The 15,169-nt window shown below is 69.4% G+C and carries 15 protein-coding genes and 1 tRNA gene; 8 read left to right on the top strand and 8 right to left on the bottom strand.

From position 1 onward, the window contains the following. Positions 1 to 42: 42 nt before the first annotated feature. Positions 43 to 387, bottom strand: coding sequence for a DUF2185 domain-containing protein (locus KV100_RS12665; RefSeq protein WP_220343394.1), 345 nt, complete (start codon positions 385 to 387; stop codon positions 43 to 45). Then, the gene (locus KV100_RS12660; protein ID WP_220343393.1) at positions 384 to 1,448 is read right to left on the bottom strand and encodes a polymorphic toxin-type HINT domain-containing protein; all 1,065 of its coding nucleotides are present in this window, start codon (positions 1,446 to 1,448) and stop codon (positions 384 to 386) included. Before KV100_RS12660 ends, KV100_RS12665 begins: the two co-directional genes overlap by 4 nt. Before the next feature lie 111 nt (positions 1,449 to 1,559). Between KV100_RS12660 and KV100_RS12655 the strand changes: the two genes are divergently transcribed. Then, positions 1,560 to 2,585, top strand: coding sequence for an FtsX-like permease family protein (locus KV100_RS12655; protein WP_308291449.1), 1,026 nt, complete (start codon positions 1,560 to 1,562; stop codon positions 2,583 to 2,585). 163 nt (positions 2,586 to 2,748) lie between these two features. After that, positions 2,749 to 3,300: a hypothetical protein gene (locus tag KV100_RS12650; RefSeq protein WP_220343391.1), complete on the top strand. Its 552-nt coding sequence runs from the start codon at positions 2,749 to 2,751 to the stop codon at positions 3,298 to 3,300. A 428-nt stretch (positions 3,301 to 3,728) separates the two neighbouring features. Here the strand turns inward: KV100_RS12650 and KV100_RS12645 are convergent. Both KV100_RS12645 and KV100_RS12640 read right to left on the bottom strand, forming a co-directional pair. Continuing rightward, positions 3,729 to 3,801: transfer RNA gene (locus tag KV100_RS12645), tRNA-Thr, on the bottom strand. 32 nt (positions 3,802 to 3,833) lie between these two features. Continuing rightward, on the bottom strand, positions 3,834 to 4,460 hold the full coding sequence (locus KV100_RS12640; RefSeq protein WP_220343390.1) for a DUF4203 domain-containing protein: 627 nt from the start codon (positions 4,458 to 4,460) through the stop codon (positions 3,834 to 3,836). A gap of 84 nt (positions 4,461 to 4,544) precedes the next feature. Here KV100_RS12640 and KV100_RS12635 point away from each other — a divergent pair, with 84 nt between their 5' ends. From KV100_RS12635 to KV100_RS12620, 4 genes are read left to right on the top strand one after another with little or no spacing between them, the layout of a single operon-like run. Further along, on the top strand, positions 4,545 to 4,955 hold the full coding sequence (locus KV100_RS12635; RefSeq protein WP_220343389.1) for a phage holin family protein: 411 nt from the start codon (positions 4,545 to 4,547) through the stop codon (positions 4,953 to 4,955). Continuing rightward, positions 4,945 to 5,217, top strand: a complete 273-nt coding sequence (locus KV100_RS12630) for a DUF3618 domain-containing protein (RefSeq protein WP_220343388.1) — start codon at positions 4,945 to 4,947, stop codon at positions 5,215 to 5,217. The genes KV100_RS12635 and KV100_RS12630 overlap by 11 nt, the downstream gene beginning before the upstream one ends. Before the next feature lie 59 nt (positions 5,218 to 5,276). Next, on the top strand, positions 5,277 to 6,473 hold the full coding sequence (locus tag KV100_RS12625; RefSeq protein WP_308289440.1) for an alanine racemase: 1,197 nt from the start codon (positions 5,277 to 5,279) through the stop codon (positions 6,471 to 6,473). Then, the gene (locus tag KV100_RS12620; RefSeq protein ID WP_220343387.1) at positions 6,470 to 7,789 is read left to right on the top strand and encodes a D-arabinono-1,4-lactone oxidase; all 1,320 of its coding nucleotides are present in this window, start codon (positions 6,470 to 6,472) and stop codon (positions 7,787 to 7,789) included. Before KV100_RS12625 ends, KV100_RS12620 begins: the two co-directional genes overlap by 4 nt. Positions 7,790 to 7,855: 66 nt before the next feature. On the opposite strand, the gene KV100_RS12615 is transcribed toward KV100_RS12620, so the two are convergent. From KV100_RS12615 to KV100_RS12605, 3 genes are all read right to left on the bottom strand, one after another. After that, positions 7,856 to 9,154, bottom strand: a complete 1,299-nt coding sequence (locus tag KV100_RS12615; RefSeq protein WP_220343386.1) for a hypothetical protein — start codon at positions 9,152 to 9,154, stop codon at positions 7,856 to 7,858. A gap of 104 nt (positions 9,155 to 9,258) precedes the next feature. Then, positions 9,259 to 9,762 carry a response regulator transcription factor gene (locus tag KV100_RS12610; protein WP_308291430.1) on the bottom strand — a complete coding sequence of 168 codons (504 nt, stop codon included), beginning with the start codon at positions 9,760 to 9,762 and terminating at the stop codon, positions 9,259 to 9,261. Positions 9,763 to 9,912: 150 nt separating this feature from the next. Beyond that, positions 9,913 to 11,799: a sensor histidine kinase gene (locus tag KV100_RS12605; protein WP_220343385.1), complete on the bottom strand. Its 1,887-nt coding sequence runs from the start codon at positions 11,797 to 11,799 to the stop codon at positions 9,913 to 9,915. A gap of 105 nt (positions 11,800 to 11,904) precedes the next feature. On the opposite strand from KV100_RS12605, the gene KV100_RS12600 reads away from it, so the two are divergent. Then, a complete protein-coding gene (locus KV100_RS12600) occupies positions 11,905 to 13,128 on the top strand; it encodes a DUF4032 domain-containing protein (protein ID WP_220343384.1) in 1,224 nt (407 codons plus the stop codon). Between the two features lie 80 nt (positions 13,129 to 13,208). Continuing rightward, complete coding sequence (locus tag KV100_RS12595) at positions 13,209 to 13,496, top strand: hypothetical protein (protein WP_220343383.1); 288 nt, start codon at positions 13,209 to 13,211, stop codon at positions 13,494 to 13,496. On the opposite strand, the gene KV100_RS12590 is transcribed toward KV100_RS12595, so the two are convergent. Beyond that, complete coding sequence (locus KV100_RS12590; protein WP_220343382.1) at positions 13,481 to 15,133, bottom strand: FAD-binding dehydrogenase; 1,653 nt, start codon at positions 15,131 to 15,133, stop codon at positions 13,481 to 13,483. The genes KV100_RS12595 and KV100_RS12590 overlap by 16 nt on opposite strands. Positions 15,134 to 15,169: the final 36 nt, after the last annotated feature.

Genomic DNA, 15,169 nt, shown 5'->3' with positions numbered 1-15,169 from the left:
TCAACCGGCACCTAAAGAACGTTCCGGATCACGGTCGGCGGCTCACACGAGGTTGCGGTCGAACCACACATCTTCATAGCCGGGCGCCAGCAATACTCGCCAGCCGGGAGGCAAGGCCAGATACGGAACGATGCTCGGGCACCATTCCGCGACGTGTGCGACATGGAGCGGGACAAAAAAGTCAGGATCCTCCGATAGTTCCACTCCCGCCCAGATGTACCAGCCGCAGGTATCCCCCTCGGGCAAGCGCCGCAACGCGTTCAGCGGCTGAAGACCATCCTTGACGTTGCGGGCGATGCCAACCTTGTCAATCGGGTCAGGAGGCAACACTGACGCCGCCCCGAAACGCTCGGCGGTCGCGAGTTGTGCGTAGTCGATATCTGTCATTCCAGCCCCAGTTGTTTGCGCATCTCGATTGAGTATCGGCTCATGGCGGCTCCTTGCCGAGATGAACACGTCGGGCACTGTGGCTGAACAGCGTCCAACGACCTCATCCGATCTCGATCAATTGCTCCGGTTCGGTAATACTCCTTGACCAGCGGGTCAATGTGGTCTGCCACCTGACGTTCTGCGATCTCTCCGCAATCAACACACGGCTTGCCCTGCACGGCCTCGCGTTGGGCGGGCGTGGTTGCACCAGACGGACGCGAGTAGCGCTTGGTGATGTTGGCGGCATCGTCGGCGCCCCCTGCGGCACCTGCGATCGAGCAGGTGTTGTGGACGAGGATATCGCCGGTGCCGACGTGGTAGGTGTGGATGCCCTGGATCGACAGGTTGTACGCCAAGGCGGGTCGTGCCGTCGTGGTGTTGATAGCGTCGGTGACGGTCCGGGGTTGTCCGTCGGCGCCGAGCACCCGCTCACCGGCTGCCAACTCGTCGGCGCGTTCGAAGGTCTGGTCGTCGACCGACCAGAACGGGTGGTCCTCGGTCGTCGTGACGACCTCGCCATCGACCTCGATGTCGGTGACGGTGTCGTGGTGGACGTGGACCGCTTCGACCCGGCGTGCGGCCTGCTCGTCGGTCTGCGGATCGGATGCCATGACGCGGTCGTCGACCTTGATGTCTTCGATCGACTTGCGCGAACCGTCGGCCATCAGGACCAGGGTCTTGCCAGCGAAGGAACACTTTTTCGCCAGGCTGCGACTCGCGCCGATGGCGTCGTCCATCTTGCCCGCGATCTTGAAGGCGAGCTTGCCGGCCTTGGCAAACTTGCCCCAAGGCGTCATCATCGCGAGCTCTGCCCCGCAGCTCAGTGAGATGCCTTGTGAGCAGGCCCGGATCATGTCGCCGATGGCGAAGTTGCAGGCCTCGACGGCCACCTTCTTGAGGGCAGACCCGACGACATCGACTTTCTTGATGACCGTTTTAGCTTTGGCCACCACCTGCGTCGCACCGGACGTCGCGGCGTTCCACGAGCTAGACACCGATGATGTTGTGGCCCGGTACACGGAATGGACGCTCGATGAGTAGGACCGGGCGGCCGAGTGAACGGGGCGCGGGCATGTGTCGCCCTGTTGAGGGAGATCGGCGCCGCGGCGATCGGGCACCGGGTGCAGTCGATGGTAATGCTGGCCGTCGTCGCGGCCGCGACCGCGACGCTCGTCCTCACCAGTGGCCGCAGCGCCGGCCTGGAGGCGTCCATCCTGGAGACGATCGACGCCCAGGGCACCCGCAGCATCCACGTACAGGCCATGAACGAACAGGTCGCACTGCCCACCACGATCGTCGATGACCTCGCCCGCGCCGAGGCCGTCGAAGAAGTCGTGGGATGGGGCAGGACCGAAGACGCGACCGCCGCGGGGATCCCGGACGGCACGCGCGTCGCCGTCCGGCACGCGTACGGGACGCTCGCGGGGATACATCTCACCCGACGGCCAGGGGGCGACGCGCCCGCCTACAGCACCCCCGCTGCCGCGACCGCGCTCGGGCTCCCCCCCGGCGCCGGCTCGGTGAGGCTGATCGATGGGCCCGAGTACGTGCTGTCAGGACGCCTGGACCTGCCCGAGCACCTGCACTCGCTCGAGCCGATCGTCGTCGTCGCACCAACTGACGAGGCCCTGACGCTGACGAGCATCGACATCCTGTCGACGTCGGCCGAGTCGCTTCCCGCACTCATGAGGCTCGTGCGGGGATACCTCGAGGACTACGGTCCCGACGAGGTCACCGTCAGCACCTCCGAGCAGTGGGCGACACTTCGCTCCGCTATCGGCGGTGAGCTCGCCACGCAAGGACGAGCCATCATCGGAGCGGTGACCGGCGCCGCCGCCCTGTTCGCCCTGGTCGTCGCGTCGGGATTTGTGCTCGGCAACCGCAAGGACTTCGGACGCAGACGTGCCCTCGGCGCAACTCGGACCACCATCGTCGCGCTCGTCGCGGGCCAGGTCTTCACGGCCGTAGCCCTCGGCGCCGCGGTCGGTGCTGTCGCCGGCGGCTCCTGGCTCGCCCTCGAAGGCAGCCCCACGCCGCCCGCCACCTACCTGGTCGCGATCATCGTCCTGATCACGAGCGCGGCCACCGGCGCGGCAGCCCTCCCCGGCGTCGCGGCGGCACGACGGGATCCGGTACGCGAACTCCGCGTCCCCTGACGGTTTCGTTGCCCAGCACGGGCAGGCGATCACCGATTGAGCGCTGGCTTGGTTCGCCCAATCAGCTGTGATGACCGGGCGAGTTGTTCGCCATGACCGGATAGATTCCAGAGTGTTGCCTGGAGTTTGCCGAACACGCTAGCGTCCGCTCGTGACGAGAAGCATGCGGGTTCGGGCGCTCATCGGCGCGGTCGCCCTGGCGACTGTACTTGCTGCCTGTAGCGGTGGTGCGAGCGTCGGTGACCCGGACGCCGACAGCCCGAAGGCGACATCAGCGACGTCGGGGGCAGACTCGCCCGCAACGGGCACGATGGCGGAGTGGCTCGGCTCGATGCAGTCCTGTCTCCAGGAGGCGGGTTGGAAGGTCGAGATCGACCTCGAGCAGAACGGGATCATCGCTGATTCGGTGACCGCCGAGCAGGCGTCGTCGTTCAGTCAGGCGCAGACTGAATGTCACGAGCGTGTGGGGAAGGCCCCGAACGACGTACCGCTGACCCCCGCATTCGCTGCCAAGACGTACGGCCACCTCGTCGAGATGCGCCAGTGCCTTGCGGACCTCGGCTATCAGTCATCCGAACCCCCGAGCAAGGCAAAGTTCGTGGACGACATGATGGGCGGCAGCGCCCCCTGGTCGCCGTTCCTCGACGTCCCCGACGACATCTCGGAGATCGACTGGCACAAGCTGTTGAAGGAATGCCCCCAATCGATTGAATAGTGTGATCCGTCAGGATCTCGGCGACGTATTTGTCACGACATCCGCGACAGCACCCGGTACGGGATGCTCGAGCAGCGTCGAAGGCACATCCGGTCGTCACCGCGCTGGTCGGTGAGCGTCCCACCGTGGCCGCTGTCCGCCACCGTCTACAGCGTGCCTGATTCATGGCCGGCAGGGTTGGTTCGGCTGCAGCCGAACGTCGCTTGCGGAACGCCTCCACAGCGTCACACTCAATGCCTGACGTGCCCGACGTCGTCACGCGACCCCTGATGCTCATTCGCCGAGACAACGCACCGAAGGCCACAGGCCGTCCCACCGCTCCGACGCATACGGTTTGACACCGTGAACGGCACTTGGCGACGCATTCGGCGTCAGCCTCTTGCGAGAGTCGCCGACGTATGACGTCCCTGCCCTGCACCAACACCCAGAGCCGGTGACAGGAGTCGAACCCGCGACATCCTCATTACAAGTGAGGCGCTCTACCAACTGAGCTACACCGGCAGGGCCCCGCGACCTCCGGAGCCGGGCCCATCCTAACTGTCGACGCTCTCCGACCGACGCCGCGAGGTCATCCCCAGCTGGGCCAGGAGACCCACGACGAAAAGCCCGATGGCTGCGGCGTACCAGGGCCATGCCGGCTCGACGGCAGTGAACGCCCGGTTGATCTGGCGCTCGCTGATCTCACCGACCAGCAGCATCACGCCGATCACCACCAGGATGGCGCCCGACCAGGCGCTCGCGATCACGAGCAGCAGGGATGGGAGTGACATGGCGATCGCGATCACGACGAGCACCGCGGCGACGACCAGACCCACCGTGGTGAGGACCCAGCTGTCGTCCGCACCGAACACGGCGGCGACCGAGACGCCGAGCACGTACCCCATCGCGCCGACCCAGATCACCACGCCGAGCCAGTACCAGACGTACGCGAGGATGCCGAGCACCAGCGCGCCGACGACCGCGGCGATCCACCCGCCGGGGGTGCCGAGCAGCTCGCCCCCGACTCGCTCCTGCACGATCTCCGCGCCGAGGAAGAAGCCGATGAACGCGCCCGCCAGGGCAATCAGTGCTCGCAGCGCGGTGCCTCCCCAGAAGACCAGGATCGCCCCGAGGCCGATCAGGATCAACGCGAGCACCGACTCGTTCACTCCAGCATCCATGCCCGCGAGCCTAGGACGCCGTGCGCATGTACGCCCCGCGGAAGGGCACCTGTGTGGCATGACCGACAGAGGGGAGCACCCCAAATGACACAACCTGATTCGCGGGCCGACGAGTCGATCGCCGATCTCGTCCGCGACCTGTCCGAGCAGACCTCTCGCCTCGTGCGTGACGAGATGCGCCTCGCGCAGGCCGAGCTCAAGGACAAGGGCACGAAGGCCGGCGTAGGGCTCGGAGGTTTTGGCGCCGCCGGGCTTCTCGCGCTGTACGGCCTCGCCGCCCTCTTCACCGCCATCATCGCGGCCCTGGCCCTGGTGATGGACGTGTGGCTCGCCGCACTGATCGTCGCCGTCGTGCTCTTCATCATCGCGGCCGTGCTCGCGCTGCTGGGCAAGAAGAAGCTGCAGCAGGTGGGATCACCAGTTCCCGAGCATGCCGTGGAGAACGTCAAGGCCGACATCGCCGAGGTGAAGGAGGCGCGCAACCGTGAGCACTGATCCCAACGACATCCAGCGCGAGATCGAAGAGACCCGCGAAGACCTCGGCCGTACGGTGGAGCAGCTGACCGACCGCCTGGACGTCAAGAAGCAGGCCAAGGCCCGCGTCGACGAGGTCAAGTCCGAGGTGAAGTCCGAGGCGGAGCAACGGCTCGAGTACGTCAAGCAGAATGCGCGCGACAACCCGCAGCTCCCGGCGATCATCGTCGGCGGCGTGCTGCTGCTGATCGTGGCGCGGGTGTGGAGGAAGCGCCGGAGCTGAATCTGAGGAGTCCTCCTGGTCGGGTGTCCAAAGTCACGTTCCTGGCGCATACTGGTGCCGTGGCTATTGGACGCTTGCCCAACATGGAGCGACTGGAGCGCCTGACGCGCGACCTCGAGACCCCGTACGCGGTGGTCGACGGGGCCGCGCTCGCGCACAACACCGCCGAGCTCGTACGCCGAGCCGGCGGTGTTCCTGTGCGTGTGGCGTCGAAGTCCCTGCGTGTCCGCGAGATCCTCGACCGCACCCTCGCCCACGACGGCTACGCGGGAGTCATGTCCTACAGCCTCGACGAGTCGATCTGGCTCGCCGACGAGGGACACACGGACCTGCTGCTCGCCTATCCCACGGTGCATCGCGCCGGCCTCCACGACCTCGTCGCGAAGGAGCACCGCTCGACAGCGATCACCGTGATGGTCGACTCGCTCGCGCACCTCGACCACATCGACGCCGTCGTGGGCACCGCCCGCCCCCGGATCCGCGTCTGCATCGACGTGGACTCGTCGCTGGAGCCGTTCCGCCGGGTGCACCTCGGTGCTCGTCGGTCGCCGATCCACAGCCCGGGTGACGCGATCGCGCTCGCCCGGGCGATCACCGCTCGGCCGGGCTACGAGCTGGTCGGCCTGATGTTCTACGACGCGCAGATCGCCGGCCTCCCCGACAGCTCCCCCGCCGTCCGCTTCGTCAAGGTTCGCAGCGCCGCCGACATCGCCGAGCGCCGCGCGCGCATCGTCGAGAGCATCCGCGAGACCACCGACCTCCGCTTCGTCAACGCCGGCGGCACCGGGAGCCTCGAGGTCATGCGCGACGACCCCTACATCACCGAGCTCACCTCGGGCTCGGGCCTGTTCATGCCGACGCTGTTCGACTCCTACGACGCCTTCGAGTCGACTCCCGCGGCGTTCTACGCGCTGTCGGTGGTCCGCAAGCCGACGCCCGACATCGCCACGCTCTTCTCCGGCGGGTACGCCGCCTCGGGTGCTGCCGGCAAGAGCCGGTTGCCCACGCCCGCCTGGCCCGAGGGTCTGTCGCTGATCGGCACCGAAGGCGCAGGAGAGGTGCAGACCCCCGTCCGTGGGCCGGTCGCCCGCAGTCTTCGGCTCGGCGACCGCGTCTTCATGCGGCACGCGAAGGCCGGCGAGATGTGCGAGCGGTTCGACGCCGTGCACCTCGTCCACACCGAGGAGTCGACCCATGGCGCGGCGACCGTCGAGGTGCTGCCGACCTACCGCGGCGAAGGGAAGAACTTCGGATGACCACGACCTCCCAGCACACCGCTGCTCGCTGGACCAACTGGGGCCGCTGCGCGAGCGCGGAGCCCGCCGACGTCGTCCGCCCGCGCTCGACCGCCGAGGTCGCCGAGGTCGTACGCTCCGCCGCCGCGCGCGGGCAGCGCGTCAAGGCGGTCGGCGCCGGGCACTCGTTCACCTCGATCGCAGCCACCGACGGCGTGATGCTTCGGATGGACCGCATCGCCGGCATCCAGCGTGTCGACCGCGACACCGGGCACGTGACCGTGGGCGCCGGCATGAGCCTCCGCGGCCTCAACCGCGCGCTCGACCAGATCGGCCTCGCGCTCCCCAACATGGGCGACGTGGACCCGCAGACGGTGTCGGGCGCCACCTCCACCGGCACCCACGGCACAGGGGCGCGACTCACCGGCATCGCGGGCGCGATCGCAGGCCTGGAGATCGTCACCGGCGACGGCACCGTCCTGACCGTGACCCCCGACGACCGCGAGCTCTTCGGCGCCGCACGCGTCGGTCTCGGCGCGCTGGGCATCATCACCTCGCTGACCTTCGCCTGCATCCCGTCGTTCCTCCTGCATGCCCGCGAGGAGCCGATGCGTCTCCCCGACGTGGTCGCCGGGCTCGACGCGCTCGTCGAGGACAACGACCACTTCGAGTTCTACTGGTTCCCGCACACCGACCGCGCGCTGGTCAAGCGCAACAACCGTGTCCCTGAGGGCACCGAGCGTCAGCCGCTGTCCAAGGCGCGCTTCCTCATCGACGACGAGGTGCTGTCCAACGGGCTCTTCGAGGTCGTCAACCGCATCGGGACCCATCAGCCGCAGTGGATCCCGCGGCTCAACGCGCTCTCCGGCCGCGCCCTTGGCGCCCGCGAGTACACCGACCGGGCGCCCGCGGTCTTCATCTCCCCGCGCCGCGTGCGGTTCCGAGAGATGGAGTACGCCGTGCCGCGCGCCGCGCTGCCCTCCGTGCTGATTGAGATCGACAGGTGGGTCAACCGGTCTGGCGAGACGGTGTCGTTCCCGATCGAGGTGCGCTTCGCCGCTCCGGACGACATCTGGCTGTCGACGGGCTACGAGCGGGCCAACGCCTACGTCGCCGTCCACCAGTACCACCAGATGGACTACCGCCGCTATTTCGAGGGCATCGAGGCGATCTTCGGCGAGCACGAGGGCCGGCCGCACTGGGGCAAGCTGCACACCCTCGAGCCCGACACGTTGCGCGCCCGCTATCCGCGCTTCGACGACTTCCGCTCCGTACGCGACCGGCTCGACCCGCAGCGGACGTTCACCAACGCCTACCTCGACCGGGTCCTCGGCTGAGGCCACACGTCGGCCGACGTCTCGCCTCGGCTGAGGCCACACGTCGGCCGACATCTCGGGCGACGGTCAGCGCCTCACCTTCGCGGTTCGCGTGGACCAGACCGACGTCGACTTGTAGCCGGAGCGCTTCACAGTGACCTTCACCCGCAGCCTCTTGCCACGGTCAGCCTTCTTGAGCTTGTAGACCCGCTTCGCACCGGCCTTGCCCTTGATGGCCTTCGCACCCCGGTACCAGCGGTAGGTGACCTTCGTCGGACGTGGCGACCACGTGCCCGCGGTGACCGACACCTTCTTGCCGACCTTCGCCTTGCCCTTGACCCGCGGCTTCTTCGTGACCACGAACGTCTTCGGCTTCGGCGGCGCCGGCTTCGCCACCGCCGGTGGGTTCAGCGACGCGGGCGACCAGTGCGGCTGGGATCCACCCACGATCAGGAGTGACGGCTGCGGCGTGTCGCACGAGCTCAGACCTCGCTTGACCCAGATGCCGTCCGGCTCCTCCCACGCGAGGCCCTGGCTGTCCGGGCTGAAGGTCGGACCGGCGAACCCCGCAGCCTCGTTCGTGTTGCACAGCGCGGTCGGCGGCGCCGGAGGCGTTCCCGTCCTCGCGTTCCCTCGGACGGTGTACCAGGCGATCTGCGTCGAGTCGCCGTACCCGCGGACGGCCGCGAGGTACTTGCCGTCTCGGCTCAGCTCCGAGTCCCCGAGATCCGTCGAGGCGGCGAACACGTCGTCGTCGTTGAACCACAGCTTCGGGGTCGTCGTGAGGTCGTGCAGCATGACGTGAGAGCCGTAGCCGCCGCCCTGCAGCGTGCGGGTGCCGCTCACCCAGGACGGGTTCCGGAAGTACGTGCTCCGCCCGGCCGACTGATACCTGCCGGCCGCGGTGTAGCCGGTCGCCGAGCGGATCCCGCAGCTCACCCCGACCGGACACTGGTACGCCGACACCGACCAGGCGATCGTGCTGCCGTCGGGAGAGATGACGCTGTCGGGGACGCCGTCGACAGGGCTTCCCGCCGACCCGGGGAGCGGGGGCGGGTCGATCCGGTTGAGGACGACGCCGTTCTGGCGCATCCGGACGATCGCGTAGCCCTTCGACACGGCGACGATGCCGGCGTCGGACATCGACGGGGACGAGTACGGCGAGACGGCGGTGCCGTCCGTGGTCACCCGGTGGTGGCGCCGACCGTCGGTGGTGGAGATCCAGACGTTGTGCGCCTTGATGTAGACGAGCGTGCCGGTCGCGCCGACGGCGGCCGGGGCGACAGCGGACTGGTTCACTGCGGGCGTCGCCGAGGCCGAGGCAGGTGTTGCGGTTAACGCGCCGGCCGCCAACGCCAGGGCCGCGGTCGTCGTCAGGGCACGCATCGTTGTTCCTCCAGGTGTGGTTGTGGGTCGGGTCCCACGATGACCCGCCGCCCACCACCGCCACATCGTCCGGACGGAGTAGCCCTCTCCTCCTGCCGGACGGTTCAGAGGTCCGCGCGGGGCTCCAAGAATCCTGATTCGTAGGCGAGCACCACCGCCTGGACGCGGTCTCGCAGCCCTGTCTTGGCGAGGATCCGGGCGACGTGCGACTTCACCGTCAGCTCGCTCACCGTGAGCGCCACGGCGATCTCGGCGTTCGTCAGCCCGCGCGACATCAGCCCGAACACCTCGAGCTCACGCTCGGTCAGGTCGTCCAGCGGGCTCGGCGTGCCGGTCGGGCGCGCCGTGCGCATGAACCGGCCGACGAGGCGGCGGGTGATCTCGCTGTCGAGCGACAGTGCGCCGGCATGGGCCTGACGTACGGCAGCGACGAGTTCCGCGCGCCCGGCCGTCTTGAGGAGGTAGCCGACTGCCCCGGCACCGAGGGCCGCCCCGACATGCTCGTCGAGGTCGAACGTCGTGAGCATGACGACCTTCGTCCGCGGGTTGGCGCGCGCTGTCAGTGTGACCCCCTCGATGCCTCCCGTGCCGGGCATCTCCACGTCCATCAGGACCACGTCCGCGTCGAGCTCGCGAGGCCCGCGCTGCCTCGTGCCCGTCGCCCACCTCGGCGACGACCTCGATGCCAGGCTCCACCGACAAGATCGCGGCGAGACCCGAGCGCACGACCTCGTGGTCGTCGGCGAGCACGACACGGATCACCGGCCGATCTCCTCAGGCGTCGGTCGGACGACCGCGTGCGGCGTCGCAGGCTCACCCAGGGCCTGCGCGTGTATCGGGATCCGTGCACGCACCGAGAAGCCGGTGCCGGCGGGTGCGGCCCACAGCCGCCCACCAGCCCGTTCGACGAGCTCGGCCTGCGTCAGCAGCCCGAACCCCGTTCCTGGCGGCTCGCTGCGAGGCCGGTGTCCCCCGTCGTCGACGACGGTGACGCACACCTCACCGCCGATGCGACGCACCCGCAGCGAGACGCGGGCACCAGGGGCGTGCTTGGCGGCGTTGGCGAGCGCCTCGGCGACGACGTGGCGGGCTGCGGTCGTCGCCGCACGCTCGGCGACGGGCACCTCGATCCGGGCTTCGACCTGCAGCCCGAGGGCGTCCGCGTCGGCGAGGAGGCGGTCCCAGGGATCACCCTCGCCCGGCCCCTCGTCGTACAGCACCCGGCACAGCCGCTCGAGCTCGACGTCGGCCCGCGAGGCCGCATCCATGACCACATCCATCGACCGCTGCGCGCGGGCGGGGTCGGTCTCGGCGAGGGCCACGGCTGCTTCGGCGTGGACGGCGACGACGCCGATCATCCGGCTCACGTCGTCGTGAAGGTCACGGGCCAGGCCGCGCCCGACTGCGACGAGCATCGGCTCGGCCTGTCCCCACACCGCTTCCTCGTACGCCCGTGCCGTCGACGTCGCGTGGTCTCTGTCCTGCACCACGTGGTGCCACACGAACGACGCGACCGCCACGAACGCGACGAGCGACCCCGTGACGAGGGGGTAGAGCGAGTCCGGATGCGTGGGCGCGAGCACGACGGTCACGCCCAGGAGCGCGCACGCCGCCCACGTCCGACGGTCCTCCGCGGCCACGGCGGACCAGGCGAGCAGCCCCAGGGTGGTCAGCGTGGCGAGGCCGAGCACGAGCTCCGTCCCGGCCACCGCGGCGACGACGAAGGGGACAGTCGCCCCCAGGCACGCACGGCCGGGCGAGACGCTCCGCCACGGCAGCGCGACGACGCAGACGAGTCCGAGCCACGCCATCAGCCCGGCGTCGGGGATGACGCGTCCGACGATGACGGTGTCCATCGCGGCGACGGCTGCCACCGCAAGCGTCAGCGCGATGTCAGCTCGCAGTCGTGCTCGCCCGTGCCGCCCACGATCGCCCGTCGGATCGGCGCCCGCGGGGGTGGCGGGTTCGGGCGACCGGAGGGAGACGAGCAGCGTACGGAGGTCCCCGATCGTGGACTGAGCGAGCCCGTGCACGCTCCGCAGAGCGGCGACGTCGACCCGTCCCCCCGTGGCAAGCACGATCTCCCTGATCGCGGCGACGGATCCGCACAGCGTCGCCAGGACGTCGAGCTCCATCCGGCGCCGTTCTGCCGCGACGACCCGGGACACCCAGGTCTCCATGTCGCCGGCCCGCCATGCGCGCGACCGCGAGCGCGCCTCGTCGACCGTGCGGTCGGCGTGCCGCAAGGCGACGCCGAGGCCCCAGACGACGAGTTGGACCGCCATCCCGATCACGTGACCGGCGAACGGCATCTCGCTCGCCGCGATCGCCACCAGGAAGCACCCGATGACCGGCAGGCCCGCCCGGACCGTGGTCAGGCGGCCAAGAAGGAACGTGACGGTGATCCCGGCGAGGAGGACGGCAGGGTTGTCGGGCGGGATGCCCATCACGACGACGGCGACCTCGGCCAGCAGCACGATGAGCGCGCCGGGCACGACTCGTCGCACGCCCACGTACGAGCCCACAGCGACCAGCGGGACGATCACCGCCTGCTCGAGCGGGCCACCCCAGAGCCATCCAACGGCCCACACCGCGCAGACGACCGGCAACCACGCACGCCAGAAGGGCACGACCGCCGAACGCATGCCTGGGATCGTAGGAGAGTCCGAGGGCCACGACAGCGGAACGTGCAAACGTCTTCTCGGGGGTTTCGACTGGCTTCGAGCGTTCCGTCCCGCGAGGCTAGGCGCATGCCGGTCCACGTCCTCTCCGCACGGCCCCGAAGCGGACTCGTCTCGCTACCGTGGCGCGAACCGCTGATCGACTGGCCGGAAGACCTCGATGTGTCCCTGCCGCGCGGCATCCACCGCCACGTCGTGCGCTTCGTCCGCGTCGACGGCGCCGTGCTCGTCGTGAAGGAGACGACCGAGCACTACGCGCGCCGCGAGTACGGGCTGCTCCGTCACCTCGTACGCCTCGACCTCCCGACGGTGGAGCCGGTCGCGGTGGTGACCGGACGCACGGCCAGGGACGGTTCGCCGCTGGGCGCGGCGCTGGTGACGGCGCACCTCCCGCACTCCCTCCCGTACCGCTCGCTGTTCGAGCACCCGTTGTCCGAGAACACGCTCGACGCCGTCATCGACGCGCTGGTCGTCCTGCTCGTACGTCTGCACGTGGACGGGTTCTTCTGGGGGGACTGCTCGTTGTCCAACACGCTGTTCCGCCGCAGCGCCGGCGAGTTCGCGGCGTACCTCGTCGACGCCGAGACCGGCGCGTTGCACGACACCCTGTCCGACGGGCAGCGCGGCGAGGACCTCGACCTGGTCCGTACGAACACCTTCGGAGAGCTGCTCGACCTGCAGGCCGGCGGGCTGCTCGACCCCAGCGTCGACCCGCACGCACTGGTCGACCACATCGTCGAACGGTACGGGGAGCTCTGGGAGGCGCTGACCGGCGTGGAGGAGTTCGGCCTCGACGACATGTGGCGCATCGAGCAGCGCATCGAGCAGCTCAACCAGCTCGGATTCGACGTCGACGAGCTCGACATCGTCACCGACTGGGACGGTGACAGCGTCCGCATCCAACCCAAGGTTGTCGAGCCCGACCACCACGCCCGACGACTGCAGGGCTTGACCGGCCTCGACCTCGAGGAGGCGCAGGCCCGGCGCCTGCTCAACGACCTCGACGCCTTCACCGGTGCGCACCAGCTTCAGCAGGAGGACGCGATGGTCGTCGCGCACCGCTGGCTCACCGAGGTGTGGGAGCCGCTCACGCGGATGATCCCCGACGAGTACCGCGACGTCGTCGAGCCGGCGGAGTTCTTCCACGACGTGCTGGTCCACCGGTGGCACCTCTCGCAGCAGGCGGGGCACGAGGTCGAGATCTTCGAGGCCGCGGAGGACTACGTAGGCACCCAGCTCGCGGGCCAGGTGGCCACCATCCGCGCCGCGTCGGGAGGCGCCACCTCCCCGTGACGTCGCGCGGGGACGCCGACGCATACGTCGCACGACGGCGGGTACCTGTGCGGCCGTCCCCCCGTCATGAAGGAGCAGCGATGACACGTCCCGACAGCCCTGACCGAGAGAGCCACCGCCCCACGGTCGACGACGTCGACCCGTCGGTCCTCGCGGTGAACTCCACCCCCGACACCGTCCGTACGCACGGCAACATGGACGAGACCGAGGTCGTCCAGCGCGGTGACGGAGCGGTCGGCCCTGTCGACGACCTCGCCGACGTCCCCGAGGACGCCGAGCCGACCGACGTCACCCCTGCGGGTGAGGTCGACCCGGAGAACCTCTCCGGAGACGTCGACCCCGACACGGGCGATCAGCCCACCGCCTGAGCGGCAGCACGGCCGGCCGTACGCCCGGAGAAGAGGCACCCTCCGAGGAAGGTGCCCTCGAGCGCGCGGTAGCCGTGCACGCCACCTCCGCCGAACCCGGCGACCTCGCCGGCGGCGTACAGGCCCTCCAGCACGGAGCCGTCCTCACGCAGGACGCGCGCCTCGAGGTCGGTCTCCAGACCGCCCAGCGTCTTGCGCGTGATGACCCGCAGCCGGACCGCGATCAGCGGTCCGGCTGCGGGGTCGAGGATGCGGTGCGGCGCCGCCGTACGGATCAGCCTGTCGCCGCGGTACGCCCGAGCTCCGCGCAGCGCGACGACCTGCATGTCCTTGCCGAACGGGTTGTCGATCTCGCGGTCGCGCGCCTCGATCTGCCGCCGCATCGCCGCCGGCTCGAGCAACGGCTCGGGCGTCAACTTGTTCATCCCGTCGACGAGGTCCTCGAGCGTGTCGGCGACGACGAAGTCCTCGCCCCGCTGCTTGAACGCCTCCACCGGCGCAGGAGCGCCGGGCCGCACCCGTGACAGCACCGCACGGACGTCGCGTCCGGTGAGGTCGGGGTTCTGCTCCGACCCCGACAGCGCGAACTCCTTCTCGATGATCTTCTGCGTCAGCACGAACCAGCTGTGGTCGTAGCCGGTGGTCCGCAGGTGCTCCAGCGTGCCCAGGGTGTCGAACCCCGGATAGAGAGGCACAGGGAGGCGGTTGCCGCGCGCGTCGAACCACAGCGACGACGGGCCGGGCAGGATGCGGATGCCGTGACCGGGCCAGATCGGGTCCCAGTTCTTGATGCCCTCGACGTAGTGCCAGCCGCGGTCGGGGTTGATCATGTGCGCACCGGACTCGATCGCGATCTGCTGCATGCGCCCGTCGACGTAGGCGGGGACACCGGTGAGCATGTCCTCCGGCGGGTTGCCCAGCCGTTCGGTCGGCCACGTCCTGCGGACCAGCTCGTGGTTGCCGCCGATCCCGCCGGAGGTCACCACCACGGCCTGGGCGGACAGTGCGAAGTCACCGTCCACGGTGCGGTTGCTGGCCACGCCACGAGGGGCTCCGTCGGGGGCGAGGACGGCACCGGTGATCCCGGTGACGGCACCGTCGGTGATGGTCAGACCGTCGACGCGGTGACGGAACCGGAAGGTGACCAGACCCTTGGCCACTCCGTCCCGGACCCGTCGCTCGAACGGCTCCACCACTCCAGGACCGGTGCCCCAGGTGATGTGGAAGCGCGGCACCGAGTTGCCGGGGCCCACCGCGCCATAGCCACCTCGCTCCGCCCAGCCGACGACGGGGAAGATCTTGAGGCCCTGCGCGCGAAGCCACGCCCGCTTCTCGCCCGCGGCGAAGTCGACGTACGCCTCCGCCCACCGTCGCGGCCAGGTGTCCTCGGGCCGGTCGAAGCCGGCGTTGCCCATCCAGTCCTGGAGCGCCAGCTCGTGAGAGTCCTTGATGCCCATGCGGCGCTGCTCAGGGGTGTCGACGAAGAAGAGTCCGCCGAACGACCAGAACGCCTGGCCGCCGAGGTTGGCCTCGGACTCTTGGTCGACGAGGATCACCCGCTTCCCCGCGTCGACCAGCTCCGCGGTGGCGGCGAGCCCGGCCAGACCCGCCCCGACGACGATCACATCAGCATCCATGCTGCTCATCGTACGGTCGAGATATGGGTCGGCGGG

This window comes from Mumia sp. zg.B21 (genome assembly GCF_019550855.1).
GTDB lineage: Bacteria > Actinomycetota > Actinomycetes > Propionibacteriales > Nocardioidaceae > Mumia.
Note: the sequence above shows the minus strand (reverse complement) of the source record. Positions and strands in the feature narration are given on the sequence as shown.